General features: G+C 39.3%; 15 protein-coding genes. 11 read left to right on the top strand and 4 right to left on the bottom strand.

The window, feature by feature from the left end:
• Window positions 1-158 precede the first annotated feature (158 nt).
• Entirely contained in the window at window positions 159-1,736 is a 1,578-nt protein-coding gene (gene gshA / locus BCG07_RS17565; protein WP_286891312.1) for a glutamate--cysteine ligase, read from the top strand.
• Window positions 1,737-1,871: 135 nt separating this feature from the next.
• The gene (locus tag BCG07_RS17560; protein ID WP_243533005.1) at window positions 1,872-2,486 is read left to right on the top strand and encodes a transglycosylase SLT domain-containing protein; all 615 of its coding nucleotides are present in this window, start codon (window positions 1,872-1,874) and stop codon (window positions 2,484-2,486) included.
• A gap of 43 nt (window positions 2,487-2,529) precedes the next feature.
• Here the strand turns inward: BCG07_RS17560 and BCG07_RS17555 are convergent, their stop codons facing one another.
• A complete protein-coding gene (locus tag BCG07_RS17555; RefSeq protein WP_008132535.1) occupies window positions 2,530-3,801 on the bottom strand; it encodes an HlyC/CorC family transporter in 1,272 nt (423 codons plus the stop codon).
• Window positions 3,802-3,862: 61 nt separating this feature from the next.
• Window positions 3,863-4,669: a cytochrome C assembly family protein gene (locus BCG07_RS17550; protein WP_006792799.1), complete on the bottom strand. Its 807-nt coding sequence runs from the start codon at window positions 4,667-4,669 to the stop codon at window positions 3,863-3,865.
• Window positions 4,670-4,917: 248 nt separating this feature from the next.
• Here BCG07_RS17550 and ffh point away from each other — a divergent pair, with 248 nt between their 5' ends.
• The 6 genes from ffh to tyrA all read left to right on the top strand — a co-directional run bounded on the left by ffh (window position 4,918) and on the right by tyrA (window position 10,097).
• Window positions 4,918-6,294: a signal recognition particle protein gene (gene ffh / locus BCG07_RS17545; protein ID WP_286891310.1), complete on the top strand. Its 1,377-nt coding sequence runs from the start codon at window positions 4,918-4,920 to the stop codon at window positions 6,292-6,294.
• Between the two features lie 260 nt (window positions 6,295-6,554).
• Window positions 6,555-6,803 carry a 30S ribosomal protein S16 gene (gene rpsP / locus BCG07_RS17540; protein WP_006792801.1) on the top strand — a complete coding sequence of 83 codons (249 nt, stop codon included), beginning with the start codon at window positions 6,555-6,557 and terminating at the stop codon, window positions 6,801-6,803.
• A 17-nt stretch (window positions 6,804-6,820) separates the two neighbouring features.
• Entirely contained in the window at window positions 6,821-7,357 is a 537-nt protein-coding gene (rimM, locus tag BCG07_RS17535) for a ribosome maturation factor RimM (protein ID WP_006792802.1), read from the top strand.
• The gene (gene trmD, locus BCG07_RS17530; protein ID WP_033019178.1) at window positions 7,357-8,124 is read left to right on the top strand and encodes a tRNA (guanosine(37)-N1)-methyltransferase TrmD; all 768 of its coding nucleotides are present in this window, start codon (window positions 7,357-7,359) and stop codon (window positions 8,122-8,124) included. The genes rimM and trmD overlap by 1 nt, the downstream gene beginning before the upstream one ends.
• A 33-nt stretch (window positions 8,125-8,157) precedes the next feature.
• Window positions 8,158-8,517 (top strand): 50S ribosomal protein L19, encoded by a 360-nt coding sequence (rplS, locus tag BCG07_RS17525; RefSeq protein WP_008132530.1) that lies wholly within the window; start codon window positions 8,158-8,160, stop codon window positions 8,515-8,517.
• Window positions 8,518-8,963: 446 nt separating this feature from the next.
• Entirely contained in the window at window positions 8,964-10,097 is a 1,134-nt protein-coding gene (gene tyrA / locus BCG07_RS17520) for a bifunctional chorismate mutase/prephenate dehydrogenase (RefSeq protein WP_039036609.1), read from the top strand.
• 61 nt (window positions 10,098-10,158) lie between these two features.
• Here the strand turns inward: tyrA and BCG07_RS17515 are convergent, their stop codons facing one another.
• Window positions 10,159-11,316: a chorismate mutase gene (locus BCG07_RS17515; protein ID WP_008132528.1), complete on the bottom strand. Its 1,158-nt coding sequence runs from the start codon at window positions 11,314-11,316 to the stop codon at window positions 10,159-10,161.
• 359 nt (window positions 11,317-11,675) lie between these two features.
• On the opposite strand from BCG07_RS17515, the gene BCG07_RS17510 reads away from it, so the two are divergent.
• Window positions 11,676-14,687 carry a bifunctional diguanylate cyclase/phosphodiesterase gene (locus BCG07_RS17510; RefSeq protein ID WP_286891304.1) on the top strand — a complete coding sequence of 1,004 codons (3,012 nt, stop codon included), beginning with the start codon at window positions 11,676-11,678 and terminating at the stop codon, window positions 14,685-14,687.
• Between the two features lie 15 nt (window positions 14,688-14,702).
• On the opposite strand, the gene BCG07_RS17505 is transcribed toward BCG07_RS17510, so the two are convergent.
• The gene (locus tag BCG07_RS17505) at window positions 14,703-15,032 is read right to left on the bottom strand and encodes an SUI1 family translation initiation factor (RefSeq protein WP_006794680.1); all 330 of its coding nucleotides are present in this window, start codon (window positions 15,030-15,032) and stop codon (window positions 14,703-14,705) included.
• A gap of 134 nt (window positions 15,033-15,166) precedes the next feature.
• On the opposite strand from BCG07_RS17505, the gene BCG07_RS17500 reads away from it, so the two are divergent.
• Window positions 15,167-15,472 (top strand): STAS domain-containing protein, encoded by a 306-nt coding sequence (locus BCG07_RS17500; RefSeq protein ID WP_006794681.1) that lies wholly within the window; start codon window positions 15,167-15,169, stop codon window positions 15,470-15,472.
• On the top strand, window positions 15,472-15,761 hold a 290-nt coding region (locus BCG07_RS17495; RefSeq protein WP_286891301.1), incomplete at its 3' end, for a response regulator. The genes BCG07_RS17500 and BCG07_RS17495, both read left to right, overlap by 1 nt.

The raw sequence follows: 15,761 nt of genomic DNA, 5'->3' as shown, positions 1-15,761 counted from the left end.
CATAATTTTACGAAGATAGTTAAATCAAGCGTATGCTCAAATTAGGGATTTTAAGACTAATTGAAAAAACTAAATGGTTCTTAACAATTTAATCTTGAGTAATCGGTAATTAGCCCCCATAACCGTATGATTACGCCACGTGGCCCGAGGAAATATTTTTGACAACACAAGATCTAACAAATGCGCTTAACGCGTTATCGACTGGTGAACACCAAAACGCAATTAAAGGCATTAAACGTGGCATTGAACGAGAGTCGCTAAGAATACAAAGCAACGGTGCTATATCTCCTACAGGTCATCCTAAAGGGGTAGGGAGTGCACTAACCAATGGTCATATAACGACTGACTTTTCTGAATCTTTACTTGAGTTTATTACACCGGTTAGCGAGTCATCAACGCAAACATTAAAGCAACTGCGCGATCTTCAAAAGTTCACGCTTGAAAATATGGGTGACGAACTGCTTTGGCCTATCAGTATGCCGTGCTTCATCAACCACCAAGACGATATCGTACTTGCTCAGTTTGGTAGCTCGAATATAGGCAAAATGAAGACGCTTTACCGTGAAGGGCTAAAAAATCGATACGGCAGTATGATGCAGGCTATTGCTGGCGTGCATTTTAATATCTCTTTTCCAGAGTCACTTTGGAAGTCTCTGCACTCGTTAAAGCAAAGTAATGCGAGCTTGCAGGATTTTATATCTGATGGTTATTTATCGCTGATAAGAAACTTCAAACGCGAGCTGTGGCTTATTAGTTATATGTTTGGCGCATCGCCGGCCCTGTGCAACTCATTTTTGCAAGGTCGTAAAACAGATTTACCGTTTAAAAAATTAGGTAAAGGTACCTTGTACTTAGAGGTAGGCACTGCACTGCGTTTAGGTAACTTAGGTTACACAAACAGCGCACAATCGTCTTTGCGTGTCATGTATAACTCGCTTGATGAATATGTTGCTGGTTTGAAAAAGGCCATCAATACGCCATCAGATATATATAGCGACATTGACGACTACACTAGCGAACAGCCAAAACAGTTAAATAAAAATATTCTGCAAATAGAAAATGAATTTTATTCGCCAATTCGCCCTAAACGTAATGCGAACAGTGGTGAGACGCCAACAGATGCACTATTGAGAGCGGGTATAGAATATGTTGAAATTCGTGCTCTAGATGTAAACCCATTTAGTGAAGTGGGTATCGATATAGAGCAAATTCACTTTTTAGATGTATTTTTAACGTATTGCTTATTAAAAGATTCACCAAACATGGATTGGAAAGAGCAGGCTCGCAGCACTGAAAATTTAGATGCGGTTGTAAATCAGGGTAGAGAGCAAGGGTTGATGCTCAACGATAATAATACTCCGCGTAGCCTGCAATCTTGGGGGAATCAAATATTTGCTCAATTAACTGATGTTGCAAAGTGGATGGATAAAGCTTACGGCGTGAGTTATTACTCTGAAACAATTGAGCGAATGAGCACGTGGGTTAATGATCCTTCGCTTACTTACTCTGGGCGATATGTAGCAAAACTAAAAGAGTCAGGTTTAGACAATGGTCACTTTGCTTTAGAATTAGCAAATAAGTATAAGCAAAGCCACATAGAAACAGATTACAGTGAGTTTTTAAAGCCGTGGCTTGAGCAGCAAGTTGAGCAGTCAAATGAAGCGCAGCGTAATATAGAAAATGCAGATTCGCAGTCGTTTACAGCGTTTTTAGATGAGTATTTTCATAAAAACTGATAGCCAACATGCACTCAAAAAAAACGCAGCCTAATATGGCTGCGTAAATAATATTCAGGGATGAAACAATGCTATACAGCTGCATTAATTATTACGACCAACACTTTTTATAAAAGTTCAGTGAGAACACAAAAAATGAACAAAAAATCACTTATTTTATCTCTCACTCTCGCTTTTACTCTTGCTGGGTGTGCTACAGCGCCACCTAAACAGCCAAATGATCTTTGTAAAATTTTTGAAGAAAAGCCTGATTGGTATTTTGATGCAAAAGACGCGCAAGACAAGTGGGGCTCTCCTAAACATGTACTCATGAGCATGATGTATCAAGAAAGTTCGTTTAAGCACGATGCAGCTCCGCCTATGGAATATTTTTTATGGATTATACCAACAGGTAGAGCAAGCTCAGCCTACGGTTATTCACAAGCTAAAACGCCGACTTGGGCTGATTACGTTCGTGAAACAGGTAACAGCGGGGCAGATAGGGATGACTTTGATGATGCAATCGACTTTATGGCGTGGTTTGTTTATAAAACGCATAAAGTAAACGGCATTTCAAAATGGGATGCTTACGCTCAATATCTTAATTATCATGAAGGCTGGGGCGGGTATAAACGTGGCACATATAAGAAGAAAAAATGGTTAATGAGCGTAGCCAACAAAGTAAAAAATAGAGCAAGTCGTTATGGCACGCAATTAAAGCGATGTGAAGATGAGCTTGATAAAGGTTGGTTGGAGCGGTTATTTACTTAATCGGACAACAGCGTAAATAAGGAGCCTTATGGCTCCTTATTTGTTATTGACGAGTACGTTTTTTAGGTTGTATTTTAACCTGTTTAATCATGTTTTCTTTTACTTCGAGTACTTCTAATGGGTATCCCGCAATACGTAAACTGATATTTGCGTCAGGAATATCTTCTAAATATTCAACAATTAAGCCGCTCAATGTTTTAGGACCATCAAGAGGGAAGTCCCATTCCATTTCTTTGTTTAAGTCACGAACGTTTGCGCCACCATCTACAATAAACGAGCCATCAGGTTGTGTTGTCACTTCTTCACTTGGCGTACGTGTTTGAGTGGTCGTGAAATCCCCCACCACTTCTTCTAAAATGTCTTCAAGGGTTACTAGGCCTTGAATATCGCCGTATTCATCAACAACTATACCAATTCGCTCTTTTGATTGTTGAAACTTAAACAGTTGTGTATTTAATGATGTGCCTTCGGGGATAAAGTAAATTTCGCGAACTGCACGCAACAGTGACGGTTTGTCAAATTGCTCTTTTGTTAAAAGTCGCAGCGCATCACGTGAGTGAATAAAACCGACTGCATCATCAATATTATCGCGATACAACAAAACACGTGTATGTTGTGCATGTGTTAGCTGGCGGCTAATTACTTTCCAATCGTCGTTTATATCAATCGCCACAATTTCGTTACGTGGAATCATAATATCTTCAACAGTAACTTGTTCTAGATCTAAGATAGAAGTCAGCATGCTTTGGTGACGAGCAGGTAATAAAGCACCTGATTCGTTCACGACTGTTTTTAATTCTTCTTTGCTCATGCTGTGCTCATCGATTTGAGCTGCACTAATACCAAATAAACGTAATATGCCGTTAGTTAGCCAGTTAACAACTACAACAAACGGAAACATGATTTTCAGCAAGCCTTTAAGTATCACTGAGCTTGGAAAGGCTACTTTTTCAGGGTAAAGGGCTGCGAGTGTTTTAGGTGTTACTTCAGCAAATATAAGCACAACCAAGGTAAGTACACCAGTTGCTATTGCGATACCTAAATCACCGTATAGGCGGATACCTATAATAGTGGCAACTTGAGCTGCGGCTATATTTACTAGGTTGTTACCAATTAAAATGAGGCCAATAAGCCTATCGGGACGGCTAAGTAATTTACTGACTCGTTTAGCTGCACGGTGATCTTGCTTTGCAAGATGTCGCAGGCGTATACGATTGATTGACATAATCCCAGTTTCAGAACCAGAAAAATAAGCAGAAAAAAGTACCAATAATCCTAATGTGATAAACAGGGTACTTGTCGATATGTCGTCCAACGATGGATCCTTTTTTTATAAATCAATGCGTATTAAGCTAGAGTGAGCAACTAGAGTCAAGTTAAAACTTGTTTAGTACGACTTCTTGTACAAAACGGCTGCCAAAATAAGCTAATGTGAGGACAAATGCTGCAACCATGATGGTAATTACCACAGGTTTACCACGCCAACCTTGTTTAATATGGCCAAGAGCGACTACAACAAAAATAGCCCATGCCACCAACGAAAGTATGGTTTTATGAATAAACTCTTTGGCAAACATGCCATCGAGGAATACAAACCCGCACACGAGTGCAATTGTAAGCAGCGCAGTACCAAGATTAAGCAGTTGATAAAGCTGGCGCTCAACAACCATCAACGGAGGTAAATGGCTATGCACAATGGCGAGATCTTTGCGCTTAAGGCGTTTATCTATAAAGTAAAATTGCACGCCGTATAAGGTTGCAATAATTAAGATACAGTAAGCGAGTAGGGAAAGTGATATATGGGCAACCAAACCAAGTTCAACATCTATACTTTGCAGCAATATATGATGGGGTATAAATAAGCTTGCAACAGATAAAAGCGCTGCAAAGCCATACACTACGGGCAATAATAAAGTGGCTGGAAATTTTAAGGAGACAGCTGTTACAGACACAACAATAACCCAACAGGTTAGCAGTGCGACATTTACAATGCTTAGATCTTGACCGTCAGAACGAAACACCGAGTTCACCAATAACAACATATGCGCCAATATAGCGACGGTACTCAAGATAACAGTTACTTTTTGGTTTGGGCCTTGTTTATGAAAAAGCCGTGAAAGCACGTGTGACGTTGCTAACACATAAAATAAACTGGTGATAATAGTTAAACTGATGATCAGCATTTTGCTTGGGCCACTTAATTTGAGTCAAAAAATCCTTGCAAGTACAAACGTATTGTATTTTATAGCAACGCAAATGAATAGACCTTAAAAAAGAAACTTAATTCACTGCACTTGAACACTGTATTGTCCACCACTATTTACGGTATACTGTTTTTAATTCAAATTTAATAATATCAATGTCATTAGTCGAGCTAGTAGCTAAATCGGCGAGTAATTAAATTGGTATAACGTTTTATCGGAACCGATACATGTTTGAGAATCTCCAAGAACGATTAGGTAAAACCTTAAAAAATATCAGTGGCCGTGGCCGCCTAACAGAAGACAACATTAAAGATACTCTTCGCGAAGTGCGCATGGCCTTTTTGGAAGCCGATGTGGCTTTGCCAGTTGTTCGCGATTTTGTAAAGCAAGTTAAAGAACGTGCAGTGGGTGTTGAGGTAACTAAAAGCTTAACGCCTGGACAAGTGTTTGTAAAAATTGTGCGTGAAGAGCTTGAAAAAGCGATGGGTGAAGCAAACGAAGAGCTGAGCTTAAACGCACAACCGCCAGCAGTTGTTATGATGGCTGGTTTGCAAGGTGCCGGTAAAACGACCAGTGTTGGTAAACTTGCTAAGTTTTTAAAAGAGCGCAAGAAAAAATCAGTGCTTGTTGTTAGTGCCGACGTTTATCGTCCTGCAGCAATAAAACAGCTTGAAACGTTAGCTACAGAAGTTGATGTAGATTTCTTTCCAAGTGATATTTCACAAAAGCCTGTTGATATTGCTACTGCGGCTATTACACACGCTAAAAAGAAATTTATTGATGTTGTATTAGTTGATACAGCGGGTCGCTTACATGTGGATAGCGACATGATGGATGAAATTAAAGATCTTCATTCAGCTATCAACCCAATTGAAACATTATTTGTTGTTGATGCTATGACGGGTCAAGATGCGGCAAATACTGCAAAAGCATTTGACGAAGCTCTGCCTCTTACTGGTGTGATATTAACTAAAACAGATGGTGACGCCCGAGGCGGTGCTGCTTTATCTATTCGTCATATTACAGGTAAACCCATTAAGTTTATGGGTGTGGGTGAACGTACAGACGCACTTGAACCTTTCCACCCTGACAGAATTGCATCGCGAATTTTAGGCATGGGTGATGTACTTTCATTAATCGAAGAAGTCGAAATGAAAGTGGATAAAGAGCAAGCTGCCAAAGTTGCCGAAAAAGTATTTAAAGGCGCAGGCTTTACGCTGGATGACTTTGCTGACCAGTTAAAGCAAATGAAAAATATGGGCGGCATGATGTCGATGCTTGATAAACTCCCTGGCATGTCTAATTTACCTGATGCGGTAAAAGGCCAGATGGGTGATAAAACCTTTATTCAAATGGAGGCTATCATCAGCTCTATGACAAAACAGGAGCGAGCTCGTCCTGAAATCATTAAAGGGTCGCGTAAAAAACGTATTGCAGCAGGTTCTGGTACACAGGTACAAGAGATCAATAAGTTGCTTAAACAATTTACGCAGATGCAAAAAATGATGAAAAAAATGAAAGGTAAAGGCGGCATGCAAAAAATGATGCGTGGTATGAAAGGCATGTTGCCACCGGGCATGATGGGCGGCGGTCCAAAATTTTAGATTTTTAGTAAGCGTTGCACTTTAATTAATCACAACGCATATAAAAAAGGAGCAAATTGCTCCTTTTTTGTTGAATAATTTATGCACTCTGTACTGCATTAACTCTAATTTTTAGCCTAGATCACGGTTTAACCTACTAAACTGGCTTTTTGCTTCACTTCTTACTTGCGTTATTGCTAAAAACTCGTACAATTCACCGGCTCCCCATACTGGGGAGTAAATCTTATTAATGAAAACAGTCAATCTATTTAGAGGACGGTATGGTAACTATTCGTTTGCAACGTGGTGGCGCTAAAAAACGCCCTTTCTATCAAATTGTGGTTGCGGATAGCCGTTTCTCGCGTGACGGTCGCTTCATCGAGAAAGTTGGTTTCTTTAACCCAATAGCTTCGGGTCAGGAAGAAAAACTTCGCTTAGATTTATCTCGTGTAGATCACTGGGTAGGTCAAGGCGCAGGTCTTTCAGATCGTGTAGCTAAATTAGTTAAAGACGCTCGTAAAGCGGCTTAATAGGCGTAAGTGTAACCATGAGTCAAGAGAACACCTCATCAATAATTGTCGTAGGAAAGCTCGGCGCCCCTTATGGTATAAAGGGCTGGCTTAAGGTACATTCATTTACTGATGATCCCGCAGGGATCTTCGATTTCAGCCCGTGGTTGATAGGTCAACAAGGTAAATGGCAGTCCTTAGAAGTGGTCGACTGGCGTCGCCACAACAAAGGCTTTATCGCTAAATTTGCGCAAGTAAACGATCGAGACGAAGCAATGGCTTATACCCATGCAGAAATCTCAATGGATGCAACGCAATTACCAGAACTACCGCAAGGTGAGTTCTATTGGCGAGATCTCATTGGCATGTCGGTTGTAACTGATAAAGGTTATAACTTAGGCACTGTTGATGACTTGATGGAGACAGGGTCAAATGATGTACTGGTTGTGAAAGCAAACAGTAAAGATGCATTTGGTCAATCGGAGCGTTTAATACCTTTTTTAACTGATTCAGTTATCAAAGATGTTAAATACGACGTAAAAGAAATTACCGTAGACTGGGATCCTGGGTTTTAATGACTCAAACTAGTTCATTGTGGGTTGGGGTGATAAGCCTTTTCCCGGACATGTTTGACGCAATTACCCAACAAGGGGTTACTGGTCGCGCAGTAAAAAATGGGTTAATTAATTTTAACTGCTGGAATCCACGTGACTATGCTTTAGATAAGCACAGAACTGTAGATGATCGTCCTTACGGGGGCGGACCAGGTATGTTAATGATGGTTAAACCATTGGAAAAAGCTATTCTTGACGCTAAAAAAGCGGCAGGTGATGGTGCTAAAGTAATTTATATGTCCCCACAAGGGCGCAAACTTGATCAGCAAGGGGCTAGCGAACTCGCTAACTCTGACAAACTGATTTTGATTGCCGGTCGATATGAAGGTATAGATGAGAGAATAATAGAGTCATACGTTGACGAAGAATGGTCAATTGGTGATTTTATTTTGAGTGGTGGTGAACTACCTGCCATGACATTAATTGACGCAGTAGCGCGATTGGTGCCAGGCGTGTTAGGTCATAACCAATCAGCAGAGCAAGATTCATTTTCGGATGGCTTGCTAGATTGCCCTCACTACACACGACCAGAAACATTGGACGACAAACAAGTTCCTGCTGTATTACTCAGTGGTAATCACCAAGCGATAGCAAGGTGGCGGCTTAAGCAGTCATTAGGCAGAACTTGGATACGACGTCCTGACTTGTTGCATAACCTAGCTCTGACTGAGGAGCAAGCGGTATTACTCGCAGAATTTCAGCAAGAGTACCAAAAAGCTTGTGGCTAGAAGACAGTTACACCTAGGAAAGTGAGAAACATAATGGCAAAAGTAAACCAAAATATTATTAAAGCGCTTGAAGAAGAGCAGCTTAAAACAGACGTACCTGCATTTGGCCCTGGTGATACAGTGGTTGTACAGGTAAAAGTAAAAGAAGGTGCTAAAGAGCGTCTACAGGCCTTTGAAGGTGTTGTAATCGCTAAGCGTAATCGTGGTCTTCACTCAGCATTCACAGTTCGTAAAATCTCGAACGGTGAAGGTGTTGAGCGTGTATTCCAAACGCACAGCCCTCTTATCGATAGCGTAACAGTTAAGCGTCGCGGTGCAGTTCGCCGTGCTAAGCTTTACTACTTGCGTGAGCGTTCTGGTAAATCTGCACGTATTAGAGAAAAACTTAACTAATACGCGCTGTTTATCAACGCAAAAAACGGGTTGCAGTCTTCGGATTGCAACCCGTTTTCGTTTTTAAGCGGTCTAGATTTTTATTGTAATGTTGGGTGGCGCAGGCAATATTACATATTTGAAATAAATTGACTTAAAACACGTTTCTCTTTTTATTTACTGCAGCTTAGGTTTAAAACTTTTTTATTGTTTTTACGCAATGAGTTTATCGATATTTAGCTCACTACAAAAAAACTAAAGGCTCATTGATCATTCCCTACAAAAGCTTCTGATATGTTGCCCATAATCTGACTGATAACATAAATTCACCGTTGGTTTTAACCTTGCTATATGCGATCAGCCCTTTTAACGTCTAACGTATCCTGTTAGTATTTATCGTATTGATTAGTTTACTTTTATGTAAATATAAATTTACGAAATTTGATTTTTTCAAGGTGGGATTGGACGTGGCAAATATAAGTGATTTGGCCCAACTAAGACAAGGTATAGATGAATGCGATGCGCAGCTTGTTGCCTTATTAGCTAAACGCAATGGTATTACCCAAAAAATTGGTGAGATCAAACAGCAAACAGGTGCGCCTTTACATGCACCAGAGCGTGAAGCTGAATTACTAGCGGCTAGGCGCCAAGAAGCAATTAATCAAAATGTAAGTCCTGATCTAGTTGAAGATATTCTCAGACGGATGATGCGTGAAGCATATCAAAACCAACAGGCTAAGTTAGCGTGTGCAGCGCCATCACTTTCACCTATTGTTATTGTGGGCGGTCAAGGGGCGATGGGGCAGTTATTTGCCCAACAATTTATGCGCTCAGGTTATGACGTCAAAATATTAGATAAAGAGCAGCAAGATGATGCCCAAAGCATTTTAACCGGTGCAAAACTGGTCATGATAAGTGTACCTATTAATGCTTTAGAGTCTGTAGTTGCTAAACTACCAAAACTAGATGATGACTGTTTGCTCGTAGATATTACATCAGTAAAGCAATCGCCAATCAAAGCATTAAAAGCAGCTCATAGTGGTCCAGTTGTTGGTTTACACCCTATGTTTGGGCCTGATATTTCACATTGGGTAAAACAAACGGTAGTTGTATGTGAGGGCAGAGAGCATAAGGCGGCAAAAGGGCTATTAGAGCAGTTACAAGTGTGGGGGTGTCAGCTTGTAGAGCTAGATGCTAAAAAACATGATGAAGCCATGCAAATAATTCAGGTAATGCGACATTTAACAACGTTTGTTTATGGGCAGTTTTTAGCAAAGCAAAGCCATACTTTAGCAGAGTTACGAAGTTGCTCGTCGCCGATATATCAATTAGAGCTAATGATGGTAGGGCGTTTGTTTGCGCAATCACCTGAGCTTTATTCCGATATAATGTTGGCTCAGTTTGATGACGTTGAAAGTTTGTTAGCTCAATACCAAGATACCTTTGCTCAAACGCTTGAAAAGCTTAGGATAGGTGATAAAGCAGCCTTAATGGAGGCATTTGCAGATGCTAAATCATATTTTTCAGACTCAACTGCGCATTTTTTAACACAAAGCCGCAGTTTACTTAATAAAGCGAATGACGCTAAAGTGCTCGACTAGCTTTACATTCAAATAAATGTAAAGGGGGCACATTTTGTGCCTCCTTTTGAATAGCCTATATTTAAGTATTCACACTAACAGCTTGTAATGTTTCACTTTGGTAGCAACCTAATATGCGCACATATTGGGTATGTTCTTTAAGTTCCTCTAGCGCTTCTTTTACTTGGGTATCAGCCAAGTTTGCTTCTAAATCAACATAAAACACTTCTTCCCATGGGTTGCCAGGGGTAGGGCGTGATTCCAGTTTTACCAAGTTTATTTTGTGTTGCTTGAAAATCATCAGTGCATCAGCAAGTGAGCCGGCTTGTTGTTTGGTCGACATGATCAAGCTGGTCTTCGTTGGTATTTGATTCGACACATGCAAAGGCTTACGCGCTACGACTATAAAGCGGCTGTGGTTTTCGCTTTGATTAGCTAAGTTTGATTTAATAACTTCAAGGCCTACATTTTTACCAGCTTGAGCTGAGCCAATTGCAGCACTATTTGGTGTACTAAGCGCAGATTGAAGCGCTGAAGATGTTGAGTCACATGTTTCATGTTGCAAATCCCCTAACCCTTGTAAAAAGCGGCTACATTGCGCGAAGGGTTGTGGATGAGCAAATACTTTTGTGAGCTGTTCAAGTTGTGTATCAGGTTTAGCTAATAAGCAATGCTCAACACTGTGTGTCACTTCACCAACAATAGATACTTGTGCGTGTTGTAGTAAATCAAATACTTCGTTAATACTGCCTGAGCTGGTATTTTCAATAGGAAGTAATCCAAAGTCTGCTTGCCCGCTTTCTACCTTAGAGGTGATTTCTTCAAACGATGAACACCCAATTTCAACGAGTTTGCCGGGGCGACGGCTAAAGTACTTATGGCAAGCAAGTTGGCTATATGAGCCTTGCCCACCTAAATAAGTAACACGGTGTGTTTCACTTAATGCATCAGGGTTTAGGTTTTTTTGCAGCATTGCTTGCTGGTGTAATACGGAGTCTTCTAGGATTGTTTGAAAAACATTGTTTACATAATACGCATCTAAGCCAAGTGACTTGCCATAACCAATTAATTTTTCTAGTAGTGCTAGTTCACGGGCTTCATCACGAATAGGCTTGTTATTTGCAATTTTATATTCAACAACACCATGACTAATACGGCGCCGTTTAGCTAGGAGTACGAGTAAGTCAGAGTCTATTTCATTTATATCATGTCTTAATGTGTTTAATACATCGTTGGTCATTTTGGGGTTCCTCATTCCAAAAGTCATCTGCGTAAATGCAGCATATACAAAAAAGCCTCCCGGTTGGGAGGCTTTACTATTCGATTGATTTATCTCACAAACAGGCCAGCCTCTTTTATTTAAAGAAGCTAAAAAAAGAAAAAATAGTGCGAGAATAAAATATGTTCATGCAGTTAATGTATGGAGAGTTAGGGGTAATGTCAATAACATACTTTACTAAGATAGTGCTTAAGTATTGATTATTTCAACTTTTGTAATTTTTTTATAAAGTTTACAAAAAATTTATAATAATGAATTTGAATCTGGTATATTTCATTAACAGCTAAATAATAACAACTATTAATAATTAAGGTTGGCTTGTGCTATATAGACGCCCTCCATCGCGTTTTGGAATAAACTCTTTAAGTGTGAAATTGTCGTTACTCATATCCTCAATTTGTTTAATTGCGGGTGTTTGTGCTGCCTTTTTTATGCTTAAATCTGAGGAAAAGCAGCTGGTTTTTGAAGAGCACGAAGTACTAAAAAGCTCGACCGATTTATTAGTAAGGCAATTTAAAGAACGAATAGAAACAAAAGTTAACATTGCTAAGCAAGCTAACAACATAGTTAATGAGCAGTTATTTCAAAAAAACTCCCCAATTGATCTAACCAGTAAAGCACAATTACAGTTTAATAGTGATGGCACTATTCGAAGCGCTTCATCGGATGGTTTATCTGCCGCGTTTTTACCACAAGAAAAGTTCACACCTTTTTATAAACAGTTATTTAATAACTCTGAAGCACTATGGGATGTTATCTCACCAACATTAGTTTATGACTTCTACAATTTTTACCTTATAACCAATGATGACTTTATCAGAATATCGCCGCCTAATTGGGCGTTAAATGCTCCTGCTGATTTTCGTGTAAGCGGTGGTTCAACTTATAAGTATGTTCGCGAAAGTTTAGGCAACTCTGTAGAACCTGAATGGTCAAAGGTTTACTACGATAGGGTATGGCATGATTGGGTGATCAGTTTACTGGTCCCTATTTATTCGAATAATGAATTTATAGGGGTTACAGGCAGTGATATTACGCTTAATAAACTCGTGTCTTTTCTACCTATAGGAGACAAAGAAAAAAACTTACTTGTTTTTGATAGTAAAGGCCAATTATTAGCCCACCCAGATTTGAGTACTTCATTACTTGCTGAATACGGAAAAAATAATAAAAAAGTGGCTATGGACGAGTTTGTAAACCCTCAGCTCAAGTCAATTATTAGTGAGGCAATTGCGACAAAGCTTCCAGAATATGCAAGTTCTTTTTTACAAAATGACGAGGCACACTTAATCAATATTCAAAAAATTGATCAGCTAGATTGGTACATAGGGGTTTATAAAAAGCGTTCTTCTACATTATCTGCTCTGCAAGATTTGAAACTTAAGTTTTTTGGTCTTTTTATTCTTTACGCTATTTTAGTTGCCTTGTTATTGCATCAAGCCTTGCAGCATCTTGTGTTACGCCGATTGCATTCACTTGTTTATGCGGTATCGAGCTTTGGTCAGGGCAAACTAGATACTCAATTTCCAGAAGAGAACAAAGACGAAATTGGTACGCTTAACGGTTCGTTTAAAGATATGACGGTTGAAATTCGTAAATTAATAGATGGACTTAACCAGCGAATAACTGAAAAAGAAATAGCCGAAAAAGCAGCTAACCGATTATCAAAAGCAGTCGCTTTCTCTGGCACAGGTGTTGTTATAACTGACGAGAACTTTGTTATCGAATACGTTAATCCCAAAATGTTAGAGATGACAGGTTATCCAGAGAGTCATTTCACTCGAGCGCCACTTTTAAACATTATTGCGTCTGATATGGCTATTTTGGTTGAAGATATTGATATAGACCTACGTAGTCGTAACTATTGGCGCGGTGATACGTTAATTGAAAGCAAAGACAAACAGCCTATTTGGGTTTCATTGAGCGTTTCACCGATACGAGAGGAAGGCGGTAATATCACAAGTTATGTTGCTTCCGCACAAGATATCTCGTTTGTTAAAGAAAGCCAGCGCAAAATGGAACAGCTCGCTTATTTTGACACGCTAACAGGTTTAGCAAACAGAACCTTCTTCAGAATGCAGTTGCGCAAATCTCTTGCGCTTGCAGAACGTGGTCATTATGCATTTTCACTTTTTTACTTTGATTTAGATGAATTTAAGCGAATTAATGACACCCTTGGACATGACGCAGGCGATCAATTATTAATACAGGTTGCGAATAGACTGAAGAAGCGCCTAAGATCGGAAGATACGATTGCACGTTTAGGCGGCGATGAGTTTGCAGTATTACTCAGTGGAATTGAAAGCCAAGAGCACGCAACCGATGTAGCAAATACAATACAGCAAACGCTTAATATGCCAATTATGCTAGGAAATAACGAAGTAATTATAAGCGCGAGTATTGGTATTACTATGGCGCCATATGACAGCCTTGAAGAAGATCAGCTTCTGAAACACGCGGATTTAGCAATGTATGAGGCCAAAGAGAAAGGGCGTAATACGTTCCACTTTTATAGCCAAGAGCTAAATGCAGCCGCAAATGAGCGATTATTTATTGAAAACGAGCTGCGTATTGCGTTAAAAGAAGATCAGTTTGTGGTTTATTATCAGCCGCAGATAGATAGCCGTACTCAAAAGGTTGTAGGATACGAGTCATTATTGAGATGGTTCCACCCAACAGAAGGTTTAATACCGCCAGATAAGTTTATTCCTATAGCTGAGGCGACAGGACTTATTGTTGAATTAGGTGAGTGGGTATTACAGGAGTCATGTGATTTCGTTGTGAGATTAACAGAGCAAAACCGTGAAAATAACGTATCGATTAACTTATCTGCTCGCCAATTTAAAGATTCGAATCTTGTGCCGACCCTAAGTAAGATGATTATTACATCGGGCGTATCGGCTAAACGATTACATTTAGAGTTAACTGAAAGCATGTTGATGGGGAACGTAGAGGCTGCTATTGCTCAACTTCATGAACTAAAAGCACTAGGTATTTCTATCTCAATTGATGATTTTGGAACGGGGTATTCTTCGCTTAGTTATTTAAAACGCTTCCCGGTAGATATACTCAAAATAGATCGTTCATTTGTGCAAGATATCCCAGAAGATAGCAATGACATGGAGATTACTGCCGCTATTATAGCAATGGCTCAAAAGCTTAATTTAGATGTGGTTGCTGAAGGGGTAGAAACCATAGATCAAGTTGAGTTTTTACAAAACAACAACTGTTTTATAGTGCAAGGGTACTATTACAGCCGGCCAATCCCTGAGTCTGATTTACCAGACTTATATTTAAAGCTGGGTGAAGTACCATTTAAAAAAGTAATGTAGTTTTATAATTGCGGGTTAACCACCCGCAATTTTCACTTTAAACTTTAAGCCCTCTAAAATTGCTTTTAACTTATCTCGGTCATCGCCTTGGACTTCTATAACGCCTTCTTTTACAGCGCCACCTTGGCCCATTTTACTTTTTATTGTTTTAGCTAACTTTTTTAAGTCATGATCTTTAGGGTCTATGCCAACAACAAGCATTACGCCTTTACCTTTACGGCCTTTTGTTTGACGCTCAATACGAACAAAACCATCTTTGAAAAGCTTAATATCAAGCTCTTTTTCTGGTTTTGGCTGGTCAATACGTCCAGTGCTTGTTGAATATACTAAGTGACTATCTGTCATGGTTTACCTTATTCAGTCAAAATGTATTAAATAATGGCGTAAATAATAGCAAATTTGCTGTTGTGTGTTTTTCTTTTTGCTAAATACTTTTAACAGGTTATATTTAGTCAAAGATACATTTAACGAAGAAATCGATGAATTTAACTACCCGTACATCAGCCGATGGAAAAGCGCTAACAATACAAATAAAGGGAAAGTTTGACTTTAATTTAGTGCAGTCTTTTCGCCAAGCCTATGCTCAGATAGACAGTAGCACTAACAAAGTGATTGTAGATTTAAGAGAAACTGACTATATGGATAGTTCTGCACTAGGCATGCTTTTAAATATGAAAAAAACATTAGAAGATAAAGTGACTGTGTTTGAAATCACTAATTGCCAGCCACAGCTGAAAAAAATATTACAAATATCGCGCTTCGATAAGAAATTTGATATTAGCTAATGGCAGCACACGTTCTTATTGTCGATGATCAGGCATTAAACCGTATTTTATTAAGTCAAATGCTCAAAGATGAAGGTTATCAAGTATCGATGGCCTTCAACGGCCAAGAAGCAATTAAAGTCCTTGAGCATAAAGCCATAGACATTGTGTTACTCGATGTAATAATGCCGGTTATGGATGGTTTTGAGACAGCCAAAATAATAAAAAATAAATACAGTGAAGTTTATTTACCTATTATTTTTATTACTTCGTTAGACGACAAAGCAAGTTTTGAAAAATGTTTAGAAGT

Source organism: Pseudoalteromonas sp. ESRF-bin5, from assembly GCF_002632075.1.
GTDB classification, from domain to species: Bacteria; Pseudomonadota; Gammaproteobacteria; order Enterobacterales; family Alteromonadaceae; genus Pseudoalteromonas; species Pseudoalteromonas marina.
The sequence above is the reverse complement of the archived record's forward strand: the minus strand, read 5'-3'. Positions and strand labels throughout refer to the sequence as shown.